General features: G+C 65.3%; 17 protein-coding genes and 1 pseudogene. 8 read left to right on the forward strand and 10 right to left on the reverse strand.

Annotation, left to right across the window (positions count from 1 at the left end):
• Positions 1–34 precede the first annotated feature (34 nt).
• The 10 genes from IQ16_RS27760 to IQ16_RS27805 all read right to left on the reverse strand — a co-directional run bounded on the left by IQ16_RS27760 (position 35) and on the right by IQ16_RS27805 (position 11,444).
• Entirely contained in the window at positions 35–628 is a 594-nt protein-coding gene (locus tag IQ16_RS27760; protein ID WP_018644450.1) for a L,D-transpeptidase, read from the reverse strand.
• Between the two features lie 367 nt (positions 629–995).
• Positions 996–1,970: a hypothetical protein gene (locus IQ16_RS27765; protein ID WP_018644451.1), complete on the reverse strand. Its 975-nt coding sequence runs from the start codon at positions 1,968–1,970 to the stop codon at positions 996–998.
• A 92-nt stretch (positions 1,971–2,062) separates the two neighbouring features.
• On the reverse strand, positions 2,063–3,022 hold the full coding sequence (locus IQ16_RS27770) for a hypothetical protein (RefSeq protein WP_018644452.1): 960 nt from the start codon (positions 3,020–3,022) through the stop codon (positions 2,063–2,065).
• A gap of 80 nt (positions 3,023–3,102) precedes the next feature.
• Positions 3,103–3,666 (reverse strand): thioredoxin family protein, encoded by a 564-nt coding sequence (locus IQ16_RS27775; protein WP_018644453.1) that lies wholly within the window; start codon positions 3,664–3,666, stop codon positions 3,103–3,105.
• Between the two features lie 31 nt (positions 3,667–3,697).
• Entirely contained in the window at positions 3,698–4,396 is a 699-nt protein-coding gene (locus tag IQ16_RS27780) for a cytochrome c biogenesis CcdA family protein (RefSeq protein ID WP_018644454.1), read from the reverse strand.
• A gap of 459 nt (positions 4,397–4,855) precedes the next feature.
• Positions 4,856–5,467 carry a sigma-70 family RNA polymerase sigma factor gene (locus IQ16_RS27785; RefSeq protein ID WP_018644455.1) on the reverse strand — a complete coding sequence of 204 codons (612 nt, stop codon included), beginning with the start codon at positions 5,465–5,467 and terminating at the stop codon, positions 4,856–4,858.
• Positions 5,468–5,903: 436 nt separating this feature from the next.
• On the reverse strand, positions 5,904–6,638 hold the full coding sequence (locus IQ16_RS27790) for a response regulator (protein WP_018644456.1): 735 nt from the start codon (positions 6,636–6,638) through the stop codon (positions 5,904–5,906).
• A 10-nt stretch (positions 6,639–6,648) separates the two neighbouring features.
• Positions 6,649–8,394 (reverse strand): ATP-binding response regulator, encoded by a 1,746-nt coding sequence (locus IQ16_RS27795; protein ID WP_018644457.1) that lies wholly within the window; start codon positions 8,392–8,394, stop codon positions 6,649–6,651.
• Complete coding sequence (locus tag IQ16_RS27800; RefSeq protein WP_026312215.1) at positions 8,364–10,394, reverse strand: sensor histidine kinase; 2,031 nt, start codon at positions 10,392–10,394, stop codon at positions 8,364–8,366. Before IQ16_RS27800 ends, IQ16_RS27795 begins: the two co-directional genes overlap by 31 nt.
• Positions 10,395–10,448: 54 nt before the next feature.
• The gene (locus IQ16_RS27805) at positions 10,449–11,444 is read right to left on the reverse strand and encodes a TRAP transporter substrate-binding protein (RefSeq protein ID WP_018644459.1); all 996 of its coding nucleotides are present in this window, start codon (positions 11,442–11,444) and stop codon (positions 10,449–10,451) included.
• Between the two features lie 202 nt (positions 11,445–11,646).
• Between IQ16_RS27805 and ugpB the strand changes: the two genes are divergently transcribed.
• The 8 genes and pseudogenes from ugpB to IQ16_RS27845 all read left to right on the forward strand — a co-directional run bounded on the left by ugpB (position 11,647) and on the right by IQ16_RS27845 (position 21,703).
• The gene (ugpB, locus tag IQ16_RS27810; RefSeq protein ID WP_018644460.1) at positions 11,647–12,972 is read left to right on the forward strand and encodes a sn-glycerol-3-phosphate ABC transporter substrate-binding protein UgpB; all 1,326 of its coding nucleotides are present in this window, start codon (positions 11,647–11,649) and stop codon (positions 12,970–12,972) included.
• Positions 12,973–13,154: 182 nt separating this feature from the next.
• Positions 13,155–14,113: pseudogene (locus tag IQ16_RS27815) on the forward strand (aminoglycoside phosphotransferase family protein).
• A 355-nt stretch (positions 14,114–14,468) separates the two neighbouring features.
• Complete coding sequence (locus tag IQ16_RS27820; protein ID WP_018644463.1) at positions 14,469–16,091, forward strand: ABC transporter substrate-binding protein; 1,623 nt, start codon at positions 14,469–14,471, stop codon at positions 16,089–16,091.
• A gap of 257 nt (positions 16,092–16,348) precedes the next feature.
• Positions 16,349–17,362 carry an ABC transporter permease gene (locus IQ16_RS27825; RefSeq protein WP_011083857.1) on the forward strand — a complete coding sequence of 338 codons (1,014 nt, stop codon included), beginning with the start codon at positions 16,349–16,351 and terminating at the stop codon, positions 17,360–17,362.
• Between the two features lie 9 nt (positions 17,363–17,371).
• The gene (locus IQ16_RS27830) at positions 17,372–18,271 is read left to right on the forward strand and encodes an ABC transporter permease (RefSeq protein WP_018644464.1); all 900 of its coding nucleotides are present in this window, start codon (positions 17,372–17,374) and stop codon (positions 18,269–18,271) included.
• Between the two features lie 91 nt (positions 18,272–18,362).
• Positions 18,363–20,102, forward strand: coding sequence for a dipeptide ABC transporter ATP-binding protein (locus tag IQ16_RS27835; protein ID WP_018644465.1), 1,740 nt, complete (start codon positions 18,363–18,365; stop codon positions 20,100–20,102).
• A gap of 19 nt (positions 20,103–20,121) precedes the next feature.
• Complete coding sequence (locus IQ16_RS27840; RefSeq protein WP_018644466.1) at positions 20,122–20,301, forward strand: DUF4089 domain-containing protein; 180 nt, start codon at positions 20,122–20,124, stop codon at positions 20,299–20,301.
• A 7-nt stretch (positions 20,302–20,308) separates the two neighbouring features.
• On the forward strand, positions 20,309–21,703 hold the full coding sequence (locus IQ16_RS27845) for an AtzE family amidohydrolase (protein WP_018644467.1): 1,395 nt from the start codon (positions 20,309–20,311) through the stop codon (positions 21,701–21,703).
• Position 21,704 lies beyond the last annotated feature (1 nt).

Consider the following 21,704-nt stretch of genomic DNA (forward strand, 5'->3'; position numbering starts at 1 on the left):
CATGATCGGTGCGATCATGCTCGAATCATAGCCCTTAGAGCTCGGGCTTCTGCCGGATCACGACCTTGGTGCCGACAGGGACGCGATCGTAGAGATCGGCGACGTCATTGTTGACGAGACGGAAGCAGCCCGAGGACACCTTGGTGCCGATCGTGTCGGGCCGGTTGGTGCCGTGGATGCGGTAGACCGTGGTGCCGAGATACATCGCGCGGGCGCCCAGCGGATTGCCGGGGCCGCCGGCCATGAAGCGCGGCAGATAGGGCTGGCGCTGGATCATCTCCGCCGGCGGCGTCCAGTCCGGCCATTCCTTCTTGTTGGTAATGGTCACCAGCCCCTGCCACTGAAAACCGTCGCGGCCGACGCCGATGCCGTAGCGGATCGCACGGCCGCCGGGCTGCACCAGGTAGAGATGCCGTTCGGCGGTCGAGACGATGATCGTGCCCGGCGCTTCAGTGGTGCGGAAGTACACGACCTGCTTCTGCCATTCCGGCTCGAGCTGGTAGGCATCGTCCGCGATCAGGCCCGGCTCGTCGCCGCGGTCCGGCTGCTGGGCGGAGGCGTATGAGGTGGTCAGAACCAGGCTCAGGGCCGTGATGAACGCCCCGGTCAGGCGACGATAATCCGTCATTTCAAGCTCTCCCCGCTGCCACAGCGCAAATCATTCGGAACCATCAAATCTCAGGGGCATGTTCATGGCAAGTTAATGGCGCGCGCGGCTGATATGTCACGAGAATGCTTTGGTTTTTTGACGGGGCCGGGGCAATGCCACAAACAGGGGATGGCGCGAAAAGCTTAGACCGGTACCGCCGTGGTGGTGGTGGGCTCCCTTTCCCGCTTGCGGGAGAGGGTTGGGGAGAGGGTGCTTCCGCAATGGGACACTCCCCAAGAGGAAAGAGCCCTCACCCGGCGCTACGCGCCGACCTCTCCCGCAAGCGGGAGAGGCTCAGACCGAACTCGCGGTGAGATCAACTTCGGCAATTGAAGCTGGTTGCCTGTCAGATCTTGTTGCTCTCCGCCCCAATCCCGAGCCGCCGCACGATTTCGGTCCCCACGGCGCGGGCCTCGGGCCGCGAGCCGATCCGGGGGCTGCGAAACCGCCGCCCCGAGCGCAGGCGGATCGTGACGATGCAGTGCTCGTCCTCGGAACGACCGCGGCGGTCGACGGTGATCGTCTTCACCTCGTGTCCCCTGATGTGGTCCGTGCGCGGCGTGCCGTCGCCCCACAGGCGCTCGACGCGGATATCGCCCTGCCGGATCACCCAGAACGCGCCGGTCGCGAGGTTGGCGTATCTGTAGACGGCGAACGCCGCGAGCGCGCCGAGCGGCAGCAGCAGGATATCGACATGGCTGGGCGGCCATCCGCGCCAGAGCTTGTAGGCGTAGGGCACGGCCGACAACGCGATGGCGATCAGCGCGACGATGCGGATGTCCCGCGCGGAAAACGCCTCGAGCGGCTCGCCCAGATGCATCTCGGGATTGCTGGCATCGAGCGGATTGCTGGGGGCCTCGACATTGGGGACGTCGAACTGCGCGGCGATGCGCGCCACGGTGTCATGAACATGCGTGACGTCGGAGATCGGCGGCGACGTCAGGCGCTCGCCCGAAACAAGCGTGAAGGCGAGTTGAAAGCGGGCCTTCACCCTCTTGCTGCCGGGAACCTGCAGTCCGCTGATTTCGTCCTTCCCGACCACCCGCGTCTGCAGTTTCCCGAAGGGACGCTGATGCCCGATCAGGATCTCGTCAGGCGTGATGATCCACACCACCGCCGGCGCCATCATGATGCCGCCGACGAACCCGGCTCCCACCAGCAGCGCCACCACCGATATGACGATCTCCAGGGTGTCGTGCGTGAACAGTCCCGGCGTGAAGCACAGCGCAACGGCCGCCGCAAAGGCGGACATGACCAGCCGCTGCGCGATCGAGGAGCCTTCACGAAGGCGGATGTCGGTGCTGGTGTGCGCGTCGGCCATTGCGGGCGGCTGATTCCGATGGCGCGAAACTCCACGGACGGGTCCGCGGAGTCAAGCAACAAGGGCGCGACCCGGGCTGGGATGAAGCGGACTCATCGGCGCACTTTCTCCGGCGCGATCCCCAGCCGCCGGACAATCTCATCGCTGACGGCTCGCGCCTGAGCCTGCGTCCCTATTTCGGGACTCCAGAGTTTCTTCCCGCTACGAAGTTCGATCCTGACAAGACAGTTTCCTTCAGGCGGGCACTCGATCGAGATGGCTTCGACATCGGAACCTGAAATGGTGTCGGCAGTGGGCACGGCACCACGGGACATCCGCTCGATGCGAAGCTCGCCCTGACGGACGATCCACGATGTCCCGGCAAGGGCGTAGGCGTATCGGAAGACCGCGAAAGCGATGACGAGGCCGACCGCAGGGAAGATCATTTCGCCGGTCGAAAGAGGCAGGCCACTCCAGAATTTGTATGCGTAAGGAATGGTGCAGAGGCCAGCGATGATCAGTGCGAGAATTCGCGTCCGGGAACCGGCCGCTTTCCGGACCGGATTGCCGATCCGCATCTCCGTGTTCGCGGCGTCCATGGGATTGGCCGGAGGATTGCCGTGAGGCAGCCGGAGTAGGTCGGCAATCATATTATTCGTCTCGCTGACGCGCGTGACCTCTGCAATTGGTGGCGACAGCAGGCAATCGCCGGATGAAAGCCTGAGCAAGATGCGGAAGTCCGTGGCGTCCGTCTTGTCGCTCTGAACCTGCATCGCCGCGATGTCGTCGCGCCTGATGACCCGCGTTTGAGGTCGGCCAAACGGGCGCATCCTTCCGATCACGATCCCATTGGCCGAAATGCTCCAGAGCACGTCGGTCGCGAGTGCGGCGTAGCCGAGGATCGCCGCGCCAATCGCAATCGACACGAATGTCGAGACGCCTGACTCCGCGTCCGCGAAAAACAGCGCCGCAATCCCAAAACCCGCACCGAGCAGGCGCTCCTGGAGCGAGGGGCCGCCGCGAAGATGAATCTTGTCCCCTCGTGTTGCCTCGTCCATCGCATTCACGTCCATTGACGCCAAACTCCACGGAGGGCCCCGTGGAGTCAAGCGGCAAGCGCGCGAGGGCTTGTCGGCAACTTAAGGTAAGTCGCCTAGCTGCTGGCGTTCAGCAGCTTGGCCACGGTGCGGTCGATCTCGTCGTAGCGGCCTTCGCCTGCGTGCTGGAACACGATCTTGCCGGTCTGGTCGATGATGTATTGCGCTGGCCAATACTGGTTGCTGTAGGCGTTCCAGGTCCTGGAATCGTTGTCCTGCGCCACCGGATAGGTGATGCCGTGACGCTTCAGCGCGGCCTGCACGTTGGAGGCCGAGCGCTCGAACGGAAACTCCGGCGTGTGCACGCCGACCACGACCAGACCCCGGTCCTTGTACTTGGCGTAGAGGTCGGTGACGTGCGGCAGCGTGTTGACGCAGTTGACGCAGCCATAGGTCCAGAAGTCGACCAGCACGACCTTGCCGCGCAGGTCGGAAAGGCTCAGCGGCTTCGAATTGAACCAGTTGGTGATGCCGGTGAAGTCAGGCGCGGTCTGCTGGCTCGCGGCGGCGGTGACGATGGGCGTCGCGCGCGCGGTCTCGTCGCAGATGCCGGGGATGACGGCGCCGGTGACGGTGATGCCGATCAGTGCAGCAGACATTGCGAGCAGTTTGAGAGTCATGGAAGCGTCCTCCGGTGAAGTTTTGGGATGATCACAGGCCGATCTGGCCGGTGGGGTAGAATCCGGTGAGCCACGCCACGATCAGCGTGTCGTACTGGAAATAGGCGGCGACCGCGAAGGCGATCACGACGACGCCAAAGCCCTGCTGCAGCCGCGGCGAGATGCGCGCGAGGCTGCGCACGCGCGTGGTCGCGGCCTGTCCGCCATAGGCTATTGCCAGCATCGGGATCGCGGCACCGATGGCGTAGGCGACCAGCAGCGTGCCGGCCCAGGCCAGGTTCCTCGAGGTCGCCACCAGCGTCAGGATCGAGCCGAGCACGGGGCCTGCACAGGGCGTCCAGACCAGGCCGAGCGTGGTGCCCAGCACAAGCCCGCCGAGCGCGCCCTCGCGCTGCACGCCGCTCGAGCTGCCGAGATCGAGCCAGCCATTGAGCCGGATCGACAGCCACTCGAACGGCGCCGGCCACAGCATCAGCAGACCGAAGCCGAGCAGCAGGATTGACGCCGCCTCGCGCAGCACGTTCGGATCGAAATCGAACAGGCGCGTCAGCGCACCGAGCAGCAGCGCGACCACGGAGAAGGAGACGACGAAGCCGAGCGCGATCATCGCGGGGCGCAAGTGCCCCGCGCGCCCGATCGAGGCGCCGAGCAGGATCGGCAGCATCGGCAGCGTGCAGGGCGCGGCGATGGTGAGGATGCCGGCAAGGACGGCGAAGAGAAGCTCGAGCATGGCGCACTCGTGATGGAGGTCACGAGGCAGTTCGGAACGGATGCGGCGGTCGTTACGCGACGTCACGGCTTCGTGACGAAGTGTCGTCGAGACGGCAGTGCGCTCCCTCCCCCGCGAGCGGGGGAGGGCTGGGGAGAGGGTGCATCCACAACGGGGCAATCCCCCAGAGGAAAGAACCCTCACCCGCCGCATTCTGCGAGTGCGTCGGCCTCTCCCGCAAGCGGGAGAGGCGGGGCCGCGGCGAGAGCCTGGGCCCCAAATACAAAACGACCCGGACGGGGGCATCGTCCGGGTCGCTGGAGGTCTTGGGAGGTTTAACGAAACCGTATGAGAGCTTTATAGGGGGGAAGTTTTTCCGCCTGATGTTGTCGTTTGTTTCAATTGTTTCATCGGTGGTAACGCTTCCGTGTCCAGGGATAGGGCCGAAATTGAGGTCCTATCCCTTTGAAATCATTGTCCTTACGCGGCGAAACGGTCGACGCCGGCGCCCTTAAGCAAGTCGGCGAGTTGCTTGCGGGCGTAGAACATCCGGGTCTTCACCGTGCTCTGGGGGATGCCGATGATCTGCCCGACCTCCTCCACCGACTTCTCGTGGTAGTAGACGAGGTTGATGATCTCGCGATGCGCGGGCGACAGCTTGGCGACGCAGGCGCGCAGGATGGCGCTGGTGTCGCTGCGGTCGAGTGAGGTCTCGGGCGTGTCGCAATCATCGGGGATCTGGCGCACGTCCTCCTGGTCGATGTCCTCGAAGCGGCGCTGGCGCATCGCGGTCAGCGCCTTGAAGCGGGCGATCGAGAGCAGCCAGGTCGAGACCTGCGAGCGGCCCTGGAATTGGCCGGCGGTGCGCCACACGTCGAGGAACACCTGGCTGACCAGATCTTCCGCCGTGGTGGCGTCGCGCACGATGCGCAGGATGAAACGGTAGACCCGCACATTGTGCCGGCAATACAGGATGTGCATCGCGGTCCGGTTGCCGTCGGCAATGCTTTCGAGAAGCATGTCGTCCGAAGTCGCCTGAGCGGCAATGATGCTCTGGCTGGCCTGGGCGTTGATGGCGATGACGTTCGGCATGGACTTGGCTCCCCGTAGCGCCGCAACCGAGCGGCGTTTCCTTGGACCAAAGTGTTAATCAGCCACCGTTTCGGGACGTCTGCGCGAAAAGCGGAAAATGGTTTCGTGCGCGGCCAATTTGTTTCGTCGGACAGGGCGCGACGAAACATTCGGGGCAAAAAGTCGTGGAATTTCAATATACGGGAAATACGGGGTGGGGGATTTTGACGCGGACGGAGCCGAGGGGAACGTATTTCGGGGGATTGCGTTCGGTCGGGCCGCGCCCACCACTGTCGTCCCGGGGCGCGCGCAGCGCGAGCCCGGGACCCATAGCCACAGGATGCAGTTTGACGAAGACTCTGAGTTGCCGGCTCGGCGTCATAACCACTCCCTGTGGTTATGGGTCCCGGGCTCGCTTCGCGCCCCGGGACGACGGCGGTGGGTGCGGCCCGCGCCCCTACGCCTTCTCGCCACCCGGCGAGAACAGATAGCCGCCGCCGCGGATGGTGCGGATCACGGCGGGCTTGGCCGGATCGGGCTCGATCTTGCGGCGGATGCGCATGATGCGCAGATCGACCGCGCGGTCGAAGGCTTCGGCGTCGCGCGCATTGGCGAGCTCCAGCAGGCGCTCGCGCGACAGCACGCGCTTGGGATTGGCCGCGAACACCTTGAGCAGCCCGAATTCGGATGCGGTCAGCGGATGCTCGTTGCCCTCGTCGTCGCGCAGCGCCTGCGCTTCGAGGTCGAGCCATTTGGTGCCGAAGCGCACCAGCTGGTCCTTGTCGGATTTCGCCGCGGCCTCTGCCGCGGCGGCCTTCACCGGCGTGCTCCGCCGCAGCACCGAGCGGATGCGCGCCATCAATTCGCGCAGCTCGCAGGGCTTTGCCACGTAGTCGTCGGCGCCAAGCTCGAGGCCGACGACGCGGTCGATCGGGCTCGCGGTCGCCGTCAGCATGATCACGGGCACGTTGATGCGGCTCTTGAGGTCGCGGATGATCGAGAGCCCGTCTTCCTCGGGCATGTTGAGATCGAGCACGACGAGATCGGGCATGCCGCCCTGGATCGCGGCGCGGAGCGACTTGCCGCCGTCGCACAGCGTCACGGTGAAGCCGTGCATCTTGAGGTAATCGCCGACCATCTCCCGGGCCGGGGCCTCGTCGTCGACAATCATGATGTGCTGGCTTTGGGTCATGGTCTCTAGATCACGGCATCTCGGTCGCAGGGAGGGTGATGGTGAAGGTCGAGCCCTTGCCGGGGCCCTCGCTGTCGGCGGTCACCTCGCCGCCGTGCATGTCGATGATACGCTTGACGATGGATAACCCAAGCCCCGTCGAGCTCTCGCCGGCGGTCGGCTTGGCGGACAGTCGCTGGAACCGGCCGAACAGGCGGCCGAGATCCTCCGGCGACAGGCCGGCGCCCTCGTCGCTGACGCGGACGATGGTGTCGCTGCCCTCATGGAGGACCGCAACGCCGATCTTGCCGCCGATTGGCGAGTATTTGATGGCATTGCTGATGAGATTGTCGATCGCCTCGCGGATGCGGTCGGTGTCGCACATGGTGACGATGTTGGGCGGCGCGGTGACGCTGATCGCCTGCTGCTTGTTGACGGCGAGCGGCTGGTTGGCCTCGGCGACCTCCTTCACCAGCGCCGCGACGTCGACCGGCTCGCGGCGGATGGTGATGTCGAAGGCATCCGCCATCGCGTCCGAGATCAGATGGTCGACCATCGTGGTCAGGCGCTTGGTGGCGTCGCGGATGTGGTCGACCTGGGCGACCACGCCGCTTGCCGACGCGCCGGTCGAGATCAGCTCCTTCAGCATCTCGGTGCGGCCGAGAATGACGCCGAGCGGGTTCTTCAGGTCGTGCGCGACGGTGCCCAGGATCTCGTTCTTGAAGCCGTTGGCGCGCTGCAGCCGCAGCCATTGCGCCGACAGGCGGCGGTTGGCCTGCATCAGGGCGCGGGTGCGCTGGGCGACGCGGTCTTCCAGCTGGGTGTTGGCGTCCTGCAGTTGCTGGTAGAGGATGACGTTGTCGAAGGCGATCGAGAGCCTAGAGGAGAAGATCTCGACCAGCGAGCGGTCGGTCTCCGACAGCTCGCGCTCGGCCTGCAGCAGCACCACCACCTCGCGGCCGGAGCCGGTGCGCAAATAGATCACGCTGCGATGGTCGGCGAATTCGTTCTTGCGGCGCTGGAACGCGGCCTCCACCATCTCGCGCAGCTCGGGGTCGAGCGCCTTCGACGACGTAGTGCCGATGAAGCGGCTGTAGCAGCCGCTGCCGGCGAGCACCGACAGCTCGGGGTCGATGCCGCCATTGTCGCGCAGGACCAGTATACCGGCGCAGTCGACGTTGAGCAGCGAGGCGAGCTGGGTCAGCACGCCCTCGGCGAGCCGCTGCATCGACTTGAAGTCGTACAGCGTGGACGCGGCATCGATGATGATCTCGAGCCCGCGCCGCGTCTGCACCATGCGCTCGAGCTGCTGATAGGAGCGCAGCGCCGCGGTCAGCGAGGTGAACAGCTTGTCGGCGGTGAGCTCGGTCTTGGCCTTGTAGTCGTTGATGTCGTACTGCACGATCACGCGCCGCTCGGGCGCCTGGCCGGGCTGGCCGGTGCGCAGGATGATGCGCACGGTCTCGTTCCTGATCTCGTTGCGGATGAACTCGACCAGCTCGAGGCCGGCCACATCCGTCTCCATGATGACGTCGAGCAGCACCGCGGCGATGTCGCTGTGCGCGGCCATCAGCTTGCGGCCTTCGGCGGCGGAATAGGCGGAGAGAATCTCCAGGCTCTGGCCGTTGAGGCTGTAGTCGGACAGCGCGAAGCGGGTGCCGTCATGCACGGCCGGATCGTCGTCGATGACGGCGATCTTCCATTTCCGTGCGTTCTGGTCCTCCGACGCGGTACCGGTGTCGTCGATCAGGTGGAGGACATCGTCCTGTTCGGCCATTGAGAAGTCCCGTCAATCTCTGTGCTTTGCGCGCCGCCCTTGGCGACCCGGGGCATGATAATGCGAAAAGTGGTGCCTTGTCCCAGCTTGGATTCCAGCATCATGCGACCGCCGAGCTGCTGGGTGACGAGGTTATAGACGATATGAAGCCCGAGTCCCGTGCCACCTTCATTGCGCCGGGTGGTAAAGAATGGGTCAAAGGCCTGGCGCTGCACGTCCGGGGTCATGCCGGCCCCGTCGTCGGTGAAGATGATCTCGATGTCGTCGGCCCCGCGCGGCCGCGCCGAGATCGTGATGGTGCCGGCGCGCCCGTCGGCGAAGGCATGGTTGGCGGCGTTGAGGAAGAGGTTGGTCAGGATCTGGCCGTAGGAGCCGGGATAGCCGTCCAGCAGCAGCCCCTCGGGCACGTCGACCTCGAGCGTGATCGGCGAGCGCTTCAGCACGGGCCGCAGGCTCGCGATGATCTGGTCGGTGGCTTCGCTGAGTGAGAACTGCCGCCGCTCGGCATGGGAGCGGTCGACCGCGACCTGCTTGAACGACTGGATCAGCTCGCCGGCGCGGGTGAGGTTGGCGACGAGCTGCTGCGAGGCGTCGCGCGAGGACTGCACGAACTCCTCGAGCTGCGAGCGGCGCAGGCCGCCGTCGCCCCTGAGCTGGGCCTCGAAGATCTCGGTCCGCCGGGCAAAGCTGGAGGCAACCGTGAGGCTGATGCCGATGGGGTTGTTGACCTCGTGGGCAACGCCGGCGACGAGACCGCCGAGCGCGGCGAGCCGCTCGGCGTCGATCAGGTTCTGCTGTGCGGTATTGAGCTCGAGCAGCGCGCTCTCGGCCTTCTCCTTGGAGGCGCGCAGCTCGTCCTCGGTCTCGCGCTTGGCGATGGCGTTCTCGCGGAACACCTCCACCGCGCGTGCCATGGCGCCGACCTCGTCACGTGCCTTGGTGCCCTGCACCTCGCGGTCGAGGTTGCCGAGCGTGATCGCGCGCATCGCCGCCATGATCTGCTGCAGCGGCAGCCGGATCGACAGCGCGATCAGCACGCCGGCGGTGAGGATGATGCCGAGGAAGATCACCGCGATCGACAGCACCCGCCGCGAGATATCGGCCAGCGTGCGGTCGAAGGTCTCCTGCGCCTTCTGCTCGCGCTGGCGCATCTTGGTGGAGAGATCGTCGATGGCGCCGATCGCCTCGGCCTGGCTGGCGTCGATGGAGTTGCGCAAGAGCTCGGTGCGGCTCGTCAGCTGCTCGGAGAGTTTTGCGAAGCCCTCGCGTAAGGACGCGGTGCGGGCCCCGAGCCGTTGCAGCGCCATGCGCTGGAGATCGTTGTCGGCGAGATCGATCATGACGGGAATGGTCTTCTCGATCGTCTCGGTATGGCGGCGCGCATCGTCGGCGGCGCCCGCCGACTGCGACAGATAGTAGGAATTGGCCGCGACCAGCATCGCAGTGAAGGCCTCGCGCGACTTGCCGAGCGAGGGCCAGATCAGCGCGTCGCGATGGCCGGTGGCGCCCTCGATGATGGAATAGAGCCCGGCCATGTCCCTGGCCGGGCCCTGCACCTGATCCTCATAGGTCTTCGCGATCGTGGCCTGCACGCTGCGCAGCTCGCCGAAGCCGTTGAGGAAGCGCTCGGTGGTGCGCTCCAGCTCCTCGACCGAGCCCGACAGCATCGGGTCCTTGGCGGCGCGGTTGCTCAGCGTGCCCAGCACCGCCTCGCGCAGCAACAGGATCTCGGCGAACAGGTCCGGGCTCGGCTGGTTGATGTAGCGGTGGATCAGATTGTGCAGCCGTCCGGTCTCGCTCTCGAGCAGCGCCAGGATGCGGTCGGATTCGCGCACCTGGCGCACGTCGTCCCAGGCCGAGCCCAGCACCAGCGAGCCGTTCCAGATCAGCGCCACCAGCACCACCACGACGGCGGAGTTCAGCGCCGCGATCGACAGGATGCGCCAGCGGATCGGGACGGCCCGGAGCGCGCCGACGAGCCGCGCGCGCAGCCGCCCGATCGGACCGGGCGGCCTGTCTGCGTTCTCGCTGTGTCCAAGCGCGGGCAACAGGCCTCACTCCACCTTGCGAATGCGTTCGATCAGTATGGCCGCGGCGGGATCCTGGGCGGCCCTGGTGTAGATCGCGGCCATGGCGTCCTCGAACGGCTTGCGGTCGATATCCCTGACGATGCTGACGCCGGCCGCCCGCGCTTTAAGCTGCGACTGCTCCTCGAGGTCGCGCCACTTCTCGCGCATGAACCGGCTGGAGCGCCGCGCAGCCTCCCGGAAGATGGTCTGGTCCTCCGCCGAGAGGCTGCGCCAGGCCTTCAGCGAGATCACCAGCACCTCCGGGCTCATCGTGTGCTCGGTCAGCGTGTAGTGCCCGGCGTGCTTGTAATGGTCGGTTGTCACGAAGGATGGCCAGTTGTTTTCGGCGCCGTCGATCAGGTGGTTGGCAAGCCCGGTGAGCACCTGCCCATAGGGCATCTCGACCGGTTCGGCGCCGAGCGAGCGGATCATCTGGCTCATCAACTCCGACTGCTGCACCCGGATCCGCAGGCCCCGGAGGTCTTCGATGCTCCTGATAGGACGGATACCGTTGTAGATCGACCGTGCCCCGGAATCGTAGAAGCAGAGCCCGACGAAGCCGTAGGGCTCGAAACTGTTCAGGATCTCGCCGCCGATCGGCCCGTCCAGCACCTTCTGCATGTGCTCGATGGACCGGAACAGGAACGGCATGGCGAGCACGTTCATGGCCGGAACGAAATTGCCGATCAGGGCGACATTGGTCCGGTTGAGGTCGATCGCGCCGGCCCGGGTCTGCTCGATGGTCTCCTTCTCCTCGCCGAGCTGGCGGGAGTGGAACACCTTGACCTCGTGCCGGCCGCCGGTGCGCTCGGCGATCAGGGCGCCCATGTAGCGCAGCGCCTGCACGGTCGGGTAATCCTCGGTCTGGGTGTCGGCGGCGCGGAATTCGCGCGCAATGGCGTCCGTCGCGCAGAGCGCGAGCAAAAGCGCGACGAAAACCACCCCGGTCCGCGAGAGTTCGGCACGGCTCAACACTGGCACACTCAGCCCCTTAGTGGTGGAGTCTATGGCGGGAGCAAAAGGTTCAACGCAATCTAGCAGATGGTTAAGAGAAGGCCATCCCGCGCCGGGCCCGCGGGCTGATTGTGCGGCGCGGCCGCCTCTCATTCCCGGTTGAAACCGCAAATGCCGCGCCTTAAGCAGGAGCAGCCGCCTTTCGTCGTGCGACACGGGAAGAGCCATCGTGACGTCAGCATCGCGCCTTTTGCAGATCCTCGCCGTCTTCGCTTCGGTCGCGCTGGCCGCACCGGCGCGCGCCGCCACCGACATTGCGCTGTGGCACGCGATGTCCGGCGAGCTCGGCCGGCAGCTGGACAAGCTCGCCGCCGACTTCAACGCCTCGCAGCCGGATTACCGCATCGTGCCGGCTTACAAGGGCAGCTACACCGAGACGGTGACCGCCGCGATCTTCGCCTTTCGCTCGCGCAGCCAGCCCGCCATCGTCCAGGTCAACGAGGTCGCCACCGCCACCATGACCGCGGCCAAGGGCGCGATCTATCCGGTGTTCAGCCTGATGCGGGACCAGGGCGAGCCGTTCTCGCTCAACGACTACCTCCCCGCGGTCTCCGGCTACTACACCGACGCGGCCGGCAATCTCTTGTCGTTCCCGTTCAATTCCTCGACGCCGATCCTGTACTACAACAAGACCATGTTCCGCGACGCCGGCCTCGATCCGGAGGCGCCGCCGAAGACCTGGCCCGAGCTCGGGCTAGCTGCCAAACGCCTGCGCGACCGCGGTGCGCCGTGCGGCTTCACCACGTCCTGGCCATCCTGGATCCACGTCGAGAATTTTTCCGCCTTCCACAACCTGCCGCTCGCAACCCGCACCAACGGCTTTGCCGGCCTCGATGCCGAGCTGACCATCAACAATCCCGTCATCGTCAAGCACGTCGCCCAGCTCGCCGAGTGGCAGAAGAGCAAGCTGTTCGACTATGGCGGCCGCGGCCAGTCCGCCGAGCCGCGCTTCCAGAACGGCGAATGCGGCATGTTCATCGGCTCCTCGGCGACGCGCGCCGACATCAAGGCGAATTCGAAATTCGAGATCGGCTACGGCATGATGCCGTACTGGCCCGACGTGAAGGACGCGCCGCAGAACTCGATCATCGGCGGCGCCACGCTGTGGGTGCTGCGCGACCGGCCGCGCGAGGAATACAAGGGCGTGGCGCGATTCTTCGCCTATCTGTCTCAGCCTGGCGTGCAGGCCGCCTGGCACCAGAACACCGGCTATTTGCCTGTTACCCGCGCCGCCTTCGAGCTGACGCGGGCGCAGGGCTTCTACCAGCGCAATCCGGGATCGGCGATCTCGTTCGAGGAGATCACGCTGCATCCGCCGACGGAGAACTCGAAGGGCATCCGGCTCGGCTCCTTCGTCCTGATCCGCGGCGTGATCGAGGACGAGCTGGAGCAGGCCTTTACCGGCCAGAAGAGCGCGCAGGGAGCGCTCGATTCCGCGGTCGAGCGCGGCAACAAGCTGCTGCGCCAGTTCGAGCGCGCCAGCCCGGAGCGGTAGGTTTTCAGATTGAGCTCCTCTATGACCGCGAAGAAAGTGCGCTCCCTCCCCCGCAAGCGGGGGAGGGTAGGGGAGAGGGTGTCTCCGCAATGGGGCACTCCCCAAGAGGAGAGAACCCTCACCCGCGCCTTCGGCGCGACCTCTCCCGCAAGCGGGAGAGGCGCACCGCCTGCTTCGCGCGAATGACTATCGTTCCATCGCAAAAGTTGCCGGCTTTCGCCGACGCAGAGAGTTTTCGCGCCTTCCGCGCCGATCCCCCGCAATGGCTTCCGATCGCGCTCGGCATCGCGCGTAGCCATGGTCTCGACGTCGGCGCGCCGCACGTCTTTGCGACCGGCACCAATCTCGTGGTCGGCCTCGGTGAGCGGCTGATCCTGAAGATTTTTCCGCCGCTGCTCCGCTCGCAATTCCTCTCCGAGCGCGGTTCGCTGACGCAGCTCGCCGGCCGGCTGTCCTTGCCGATCCCCGAGATCGTCGCGGAAGGGGTGCGTGACGGCTGGCCCTATCTCGTCATCACCCGCCTTGCCGGCACGCTCGGCTCGGAGGTGTGGCCGTCCCTGGCGGAAGACCAGAAGGAGCGCGTGCTGCGCCAGATCGGCGAGACCATCGCATCGGTGCAGCGCGCCCCGCTCGGACCGCTCGCACATATCGAGCCGCGCTGGGCCGATTTTATGCGCGCCCAGATGCAGGGCTGTCGCGCGCGACATGAACGCCTGGGTCTCGCGCCGAAATTCCTCGAAGGCCTCGACGATCTCCTGCGCGATGCGGCCGCGCTGATTCCGATGGACGCGCCGCCGGTGATCCTGACCGGCGAATACATCCCGAGAATTTCCTGCTCGCCTGCGATGACGGCACATGGTCGCTCAAAGGCCTGTTCGACTTCGGCGACGTGCGCGCCGGCTGGCGCGACTACGACCTGCTCGGCCCCGGCGCCTTCATGGCCGCGGGCCGGCCGGGGAGGGTGAAGAGCCTGCTCGAAGGCTTTGGCTATACGAAGCCGGACTATGCGCTCAAGCGCCGTCTGATGGCCCTGATGCTGCTGCACCAGGCGAGCGACCTCAACAGCCACATCTGCATCGAGGGCTGGCAGGAGAGGGCGGATGATCTGGTCGAGCTGCAGGAGCTGATCTGGGCGGAGTGACGATCCCAGCCGTCATTGCGAGCGCAGCGAAGCAATCCAGACTATCTCGGCGGAAAGATTCTGGATTGCTTCGCTGCGCTCGCAATGACCGAGGTTGAGGCAGAGAGCCTGGATCTTCTCGCGCACCTCGCAAACTGGTGACAAATCAGGCTGCTGAATAAAGCAGCCTATTTTATAATCAAAATCGCAGCTTTGTATGCAAACCTCGAGGGCGACTCGAAAAGATCCCCGCGGCTAAATCTCAATTATATGATTACAAATCAACTGCTTAGGCGTGGTGTAAGCTTCCCTTAAGCCTTGGCACGAACCTTGCGAATCCAGTTCCAACCAGAAACTTTTGTGTTGGAGCGATTTCATGAAGCGCCGCGATTTCCTCAAGTCCGTTTCCGGATTGGCCGCTGGCGCGGCGCTTCCGGCCATGCCGTCGGTGATCTCCTCCGCCAGGGCCGATGCGCGCTCGGAGACGCTGCTGATCGTCTCGGAAGGCGGCCCCAACAATCTCGACATCCACGGCGTCGGCACCAACGTGCCCGGCTATGAGGTGTCCTGGAATTGCTACGACCGCCTGATCAGCCACGAGATGAAGAGCGGCCCCGGTGGCGTGCCCTATTACGACCGCGACAAATTCAAGGGCGAGCTCGCCGAGGACTTCAAGATCGACGACATGTCGGTCACCTTCAAGCTGAAGAAGAATGCCAAATTCCACGACGGCGCGCCGGTCACGGCGAAAGACGTGAAATGGTCGCTCGACCGCGCCGTCAGCGTCGGCGGCTTCCCGACCTTCCAGATGAGCGCGGGCTCGCTCACGAAGCCCGAGCAGTTCGTCATCGTCGACGACTCCACCGTGCGCGTCGATTTCGCCAAGAAGGACCGTCTGACGATTCCCGATCTCGCGGTCATCGTCCCCTGCATCGTCAATTCGGAGCTGGTGAAGAAGAATGCCAGCGAGAAGGACCCCTGGGGTCTCGAGTTTACAAAACAGCAGACCGCGGGCTCCGGCGCCTACAAGGTGACGAAGTGGACTGCCGGCACCGAAGTGATCATGGAGCGCAACGAGGATTGGGTCGGCGGTCCGCTGCCCAAGATCAAGCGCGTGATCTGGCGCATGGTGCCGCAGGCCGGCAACCGCCGCGCGCTCTTGGAGCGCGGCGATGCCGACATCTCCTATGAGCTGCCGTTCAAGGACTTCCAGGAGATGAAGGCGAACGGCAAGCTCAACGTGGTGTCGCTGCCGTTCTCCAACGGCATCCAGTATATCGGCATGAACGTCACCAAGCCGCCGTTCGACAATGTCAAGGTGCGGCAGGCGATCGCCTATGCGCTGCCGTACCAAAAGATCATGGACGCCGTGCTGTTCGGCCTCGGCAATCCCATGTTCGGCGCGGCCAAGGACAAGGCGACCGAGGTCGCCTGGCCGCAGCCGCACAAATACAACACCGACATGGAGAAGGCGAAGGCGCTGCTGGCGGAGGCCGGCTACGCCAACGGTTTCGAGACCACGATCTCGTTCGATCTCAACTTCGCCGGCGTCAACGAGCCGCTCTGCGTGCTGGTGCAGGAGAGCCTCGCCCAGCTCGGCATCAAGACCACCATCAACAAGGTGCCCGGCGCCAACTGGCGCACCGAGCTCAACAAGAAGGAGATGCCGCTGTTCACCAACGTGTTCTCGGGCTGGCTCGATTACCCCGAGTACTTCTTCTACTGGTGCTATCACGGCAACAATTCCGTCTTCAACACCATGAGCTACAAGTCGGGGGAGATGGACAAGTTGATCGACGGCGCGCGCACCGCCGCCGCCACCGGCGACGCCGCGACCTACGACACCGACGTGAAGGGCTTCGTCGACCTCGCCTACACCGACGTCCCGCGCATCCCGCTGTACCAGCCGTTCGTCAACGTCGCGATGCAGAAGAACATCAGCGGCTACCAATACTGGTTCCACCGGAGGCTCGACTATCGCGCGATGGCGAAGGGGTGAGACATGATTGGCGCGAGCGATATGTCCGCGTCTTTCTGGGCATCGTGGTCGAGTGAGGTGAGCGCAACTCTCTCATTCCCTCTCCCCTTGTGGGAGAGGGTGGCTCGCCGCGTAGCGGCGAGACGGGTGAGGGGTAGCCACGAACTCCGATCTCGCTCGGGGCGACCCCTCACCCCAACCCTCTCCCACAAGGGGAGAGGGGGCGCAGCAGGGCGCGCTGCGACAGCGTGCCCACAAGCCGACACGAGGAACTCACCATGCTGACCATGATCGGCAAGCGCCTGATGTTTGCGATTCCCTCGCTGATCGGCGTCGTCATCGTCACCTTCCTGCTGACGCGTGCGCTGCCCGGTGATCCCGCCGCGTACTTCGCCGGCCCCGCCGCGACGAAGGAAGCCGTCGAGCAGATCCGGAAAAAACTCGGCCTCGACAGACCGCTGATCGAGCAGTTCTTCCGCTACACCAACGACCTCGCCCATGGCGATTTCGGCAATTCGCTGACGACGGGCCAGCCGGTCGCCGCCGAGATCCGCAACCGCCTGCCGGCTTCCGCCGAACTGACACTGCTCGGCCTCATCGTCTCGATCGTCATCGCCATTCCGCTCGGTGTGCTGGCGGCAACACGACCGGGGTCATGGGTCGATCACCTCTGTCGTGTTACGACGACAGCCGGCGTGTCGCTGCCGGTGTTCTTCACCGGCCTCGTGCTGGTCTATGTCTTTTATTTCCGCCTCGGCTGGTCGCCGGCGCCGCTCGGCCGCCTCGACGTGTTCTACAGCGCGCCGCCGACAGTCACCGGCTTCTATCTGATCGACACCCTGATCGCGCGCGACCTCGAGGCGTTCCGCTCGGCGCTGAGCCAGCTTATCCTGCCCGCAACGACGCTCGCGATCTTCTCGCTGGCGCCGATCGCGCGCATGACGCGCGCGTCCATGCTGGCGGTGCTCGCCTCCGAATTCGTTCGAACCGCGCGCGCCAGCGGCCTGTCGCCGGCGACCGTCATCGTCACCTATGCCTTCCGCAACGCGATGCTCCCCGTCATCACCACGCTCAGCATGGTGTTCTCGTTCCTGCTGGGCGCCAATGTGCTGGTCGAGAAAGTGTTCGCCTGGCCCGGCATCGGCTCCTACGCGGTGGAAGCGCTGATCTCGTCGGACTTCGCGCCGGTGCAGGGTTTCGTGCTGACCATGGCGGTCATGTACGTGCTGCTCAATCTCGTGATCGACATTTTGTACGGCGTGATCGATCCGCGCGTGCGGCTTGAAGGCTAGGGGTGAAAGATGAGCTCCGTTGCACCTGCTGTTGAACCGGTCGGTCCCGCCCGCACTTCGGGACTCACCGCGGTCCTCGAACAAACCCGCTACGTTCTCAGCGAGAACAAGGTCACGGGCTTCGCCTTCGCGCTGCTGATCGTGATCCTGATCGCCGCGATCTTCGGTCCTTATGTGGTGCCTTATGATCCTCTCGCCTCCGACACCGCAGCGGCACTGAAGCCGCCGTCGGCGGCGCACTGGTTCGGCACCGACCAGTTGGGGCGCGACATCTTCAGCCGCGTCGTCGTCGCGACGCGGCTCGATACGTTCATCGCGATCGCCTCCGTCGTGCTGGTGTTTTTGATGGGCGGCCTTGCCGGCATCGCGGCGGGCTATTTCGGCGGCTGGACCGACCGCATCGTCGGCCGCATCGCCGACACCATCATGGCGTTCCCGCTGTTCGTGCTGGCCATGGGCATCGTCGCCGCGCTCGGCAACACCGTGCAGAACATTATCCTCGCCACCGCGATCGTGAACTTCCCGCTCTATGCCCGCGTCGCGCGCGCCGAGGCCAATGTCCGCCGCAATGCCGGCTTCGTGCAGGCCGCGCGGCTCTCGGGCAACGGCGAATTCCGCATCCTGCTGGTGCACATCCTGCCGAACATCATGCCGATCATGATCGTGCAGATGTCGCTGACCATGGGCTACGCCATCCTCAATGCCGCGGGCCTGTCCTTCATCGGCCTCGGCGTCCGTCCGCCGACGGCGGAATGGGGCATCATGGTCGCCGAAGGCGCCGGCTTCATGGTCTCGGGCGAATGGTGGATCGCGCTGTTCCCGGGCCTTGCCCTGATGATCGCCGTGTTCTGCTTCAACCTCCTCGGCGACGGCCTGCGCGACATCGTCGACCCCCAGCGGAGGACGTGATGGCTGTTCCCGAGTCGAAATTCATCAATGAAATCAATCCCATTCTACTGTGCATGGGGTTGTTTTCGACCTTTTTGATTGGCAGGCACCCATGACCGCCCAGCCCCTGCTCGACGTCCAGGACCTCACGGTTGAATTCACCACCCGCCGCGGCATCGTGAAAGCCGTCCAGCACGTCAACATCTCCGTCGCCAAGGGCGAGACGCTGGCCATCGTCGGCGAGTCCGGCTCCGGCAAGTCGGTGACCTCCTACGCGGTGATGCGCATCCTCGACCGCGCCGGCAAGATCGCCGAGGGCTCGGTGATGTTCTCCGGCATCGACGTCAAGGCTGCGACCGAAGACCAGATGCGCGACCTGCGCGGCCGCGAAGTCTCGATGATCTTCCAGAACCCGCGTGCGGCACTGAATCCGATCCGCAAAGTCGGCGACCAGATCGAGGACGTTCTGCGCACCCATGTGCAGCAGGCCCAGGTCGCCGACCACGGCGAGAAAGCGATCGAAGCGCTGGAGCAGGTCAAGATCGCCCGCCCGCGCGAGCGCTACCACGCCTATCCGTTCGAGCTCTCCGGCGGCATGTGCCAGCGCGTCGTCATCGCGCTCGCGCTCGCCTGCAATCCGCAGCTGCTGATCGCGGACGAGCCGACCACCGGTCTCGACGTCACCACGCAGAAGGCGGTGATGGACCTGATCGTCGAACTGACAAAACGCCGTGCGATGTCGACCATCCTGATCACGCACGATCTCGGCCTAGCGGCGGCCTATTGCGACCGCGTCGTGGTGATGGAGAAGGGCCGGGTGGTCGAGACCGCCAAGGCCGCCGACATCTTTGCGAGCCCGCAGCACCCCTACACCAAGAAGCTGATGCGCGCGACGCCGCGGCTTGGTGTGTCGCTGAGAGATTTGCTGCCGGAGGAGGAGGGCGCAACCACCTCATCTGCATCCGTTGCCGCCGCGCCTGGCCAGCACACTTCTCAAAGCGAAGGGAAGAGCGACCAGCCCCTTCTCCGCATCGAAAAGCTCGTGAAAGAATACCCCCGCCAGGGCGCCACCGCCGTGCTCGGAAAATTGTTCAGCCGCAAGCCGCCGGTCGAGCCGGACGTGTTCCGCGCCGTCGACGGCATCAGCTTTGCGATCGGCCATGGCGAGAGCGTTGGCCTCGTCGGCGAATCCGGCTGCGGCAAATCGACCACGTCGATGATGGTGATGCGGCTGCTCGACCAGACCTCCGGCCTGATCCAGTTCGACGGCGAGGACATTGGCGGCATTCAGCCTGCCGCCTTTGCCCGGCTGCCGCAGCGCAGCCGCATCCAGATGGTGTTCCAGGATCCGACCGACAGCCTCAATCCGCGCTTCACCGCCGCCCGCGCCATCGCCGACCCGATCATGCAGCTCGGCGACATCAAGGGGCGCGACGCGCTCCGCGCCCGCTGCGAGGAACTGGCGACCATGGTCGGCCTGCCGCACAATCTGCTCGACCGCTTCCCGCACCAGCTCTCCGGCGGCCAGAAGGCCCGCGTCGGCATTGCCAGAGCGATCGCGCTGCATCCCAAGCTGGTCATCCTGGACGAGCCGACCGCGGCGCTCGACGTCTCGGTGCAGGCCGTCGTGCTGAACCTGCTGCAGGATCTCAAGGCGCGCCTAGGTATGAGCTACCTGTTTGTCTCTCATGATTTGAATGTGGTGCGCTTGTTGTGCGATCGTGTCATTGTGATGCGGACGGGGCGGATCGTCGAGGAAGGCTCTTCCGAGCGGGTCCTCAGCGATCCCAAGGACGACTACACCAAGGAGCTGCTGACGGCGATCCCGCATCCGCCGTTGCCGGTGCACTGAGAGACTGTTTGGGAGCGTGATGGCCGAGCCGCTGGACGACTATATCGACGCCGTATCAAAAGCGCTGGCGCTGCCGGTCGAGGAGGCCTTCAGGCCCGCGGTCCGCGCCAATCTCGAAGTCTCGCTGCGGCTCGCCCGCCTCGTCGATGAATTCGCGCTGCCGGACGAGACCGAGCCGGCGCCGATCTTCACCGCCTGACGCCGCCATGACCGCCAAGCCAGAGATGAAGGCTGCCGACATCGCGAAAGCGGTGGCCGGCGGCCAATTGTCCGCGCTCGCCGCCACCGAAGCCGCGCTCGCGCGGATCAAGCAGCACGACACGGTCCTCAACGCCTTCACCGACGTCACCGCCGAGCGTGCCCGTGCCAAAGCGCGCGCGATCGATGCCGACATCGCCGCGGGCAAGAAAGTCGGCCCGCTCGCCGGCGTGCCCTTCGCGGTGAAGAACCTCTTTGACGTCGCCGGCCTCTCGACGCGCGCAGGCTCGAAGATCAACCGTGACCTCGCGCCGGCCAAGCGCGATGCGACCTTGATTGAACGCATGGAAGCCGCCGGCGCCGTCCTCGTCGGCGCGCTCAACATGGGCGAATACGCATATGACTTCACCGGCGAGAACATCCATGACGGCCCCTCGCGCAATCCGCATGACACCACGCGGATGAGCGGCGGCTCCTCCGGTGGCTCAGGCAGTGCCGTCGGCGGCGCGCTGGTGCCGATCGCGCTCGGCTCCGACACCAACGGCTCGATCCGCGTGCCGTCGTCGTTCTGCGGCATCTTTGGTTTGAAGCCGACCTACGGCCGGCTGTCGCGGGCGCGCTCATTCCCGTTCGTGGCGAGCCTCGATCATCTCGGCCCGTTCGCGCGCTCGGTCACCGATCTTGCGCTGGCCTATGACGCGATGCAGGGACCTGATGCAGACGATGGCGCCTGCACGACGCGTGGGGTCGAGGCGGTGATGCCGAAGCTCGGCGAGTCCATCTCAGACCTGCGCATCGCGATCGCCGGCGGTCACTTCCAGAAGAATGTGTTTCCGGAAGCCGTCGAAGCCGTCAGCCGCGTTGCCAAGGCGCTGAGTGCAACGCAAGTGGTCGACGTCCCCGAAGCCTCGCGCGCCCGCGCGGCGGCTTATGTGATCACCACCACCGAAGGCGCCTCGCTGCATCTCGACCGCCTGCGCAAGCGCCCGAACGATTTCGATCCGGCCGTGCGCGACCGGTTGATCGCGGGGGCGATGGTGCCTGCGCCGATGGTTGATCGCGCGCAAAAATTCCGCCGCTGGTATCGCGCGCAACTCGCCGAGATCTTCAGATCGGTCGACGTTTTGATCGCGCCGGCGACGCCGTGCACCGCGCCAAAACTCGGCCAGGTCAATTTCAATCTCGACGGCGTCGAGCTGCCGGTGCGCGCCAATATCGGCATTCACACCCAGCCGATCTCCTTCATCGGCCTGCCCGTGGTCGCCGTCCCGGTGCCGCTCGAACCGCTGCCGATCGGCGTGCAGATCATTGCCGCGCCCTGGCGCGAGGACATTGCGCTCCGCGTCGCATATGCCCTGGAACAGATGGGCGTCGTATCCGCGCCCGCGCCGAGAGGATTCTGAA

Origin of the sequence: Bradyrhizobium huanghuaihaiense, from assembly GCF_007830635.1 — a bacterium.
Taxonomy (GTDB): domain Bacteria; phylum Pseudomonadota; class Alphaproteobacteria; order Rhizobiales; family Xanthobacteraceae; genus Bradyrhizobium; species Bradyrhizobium huanghuaihaiense.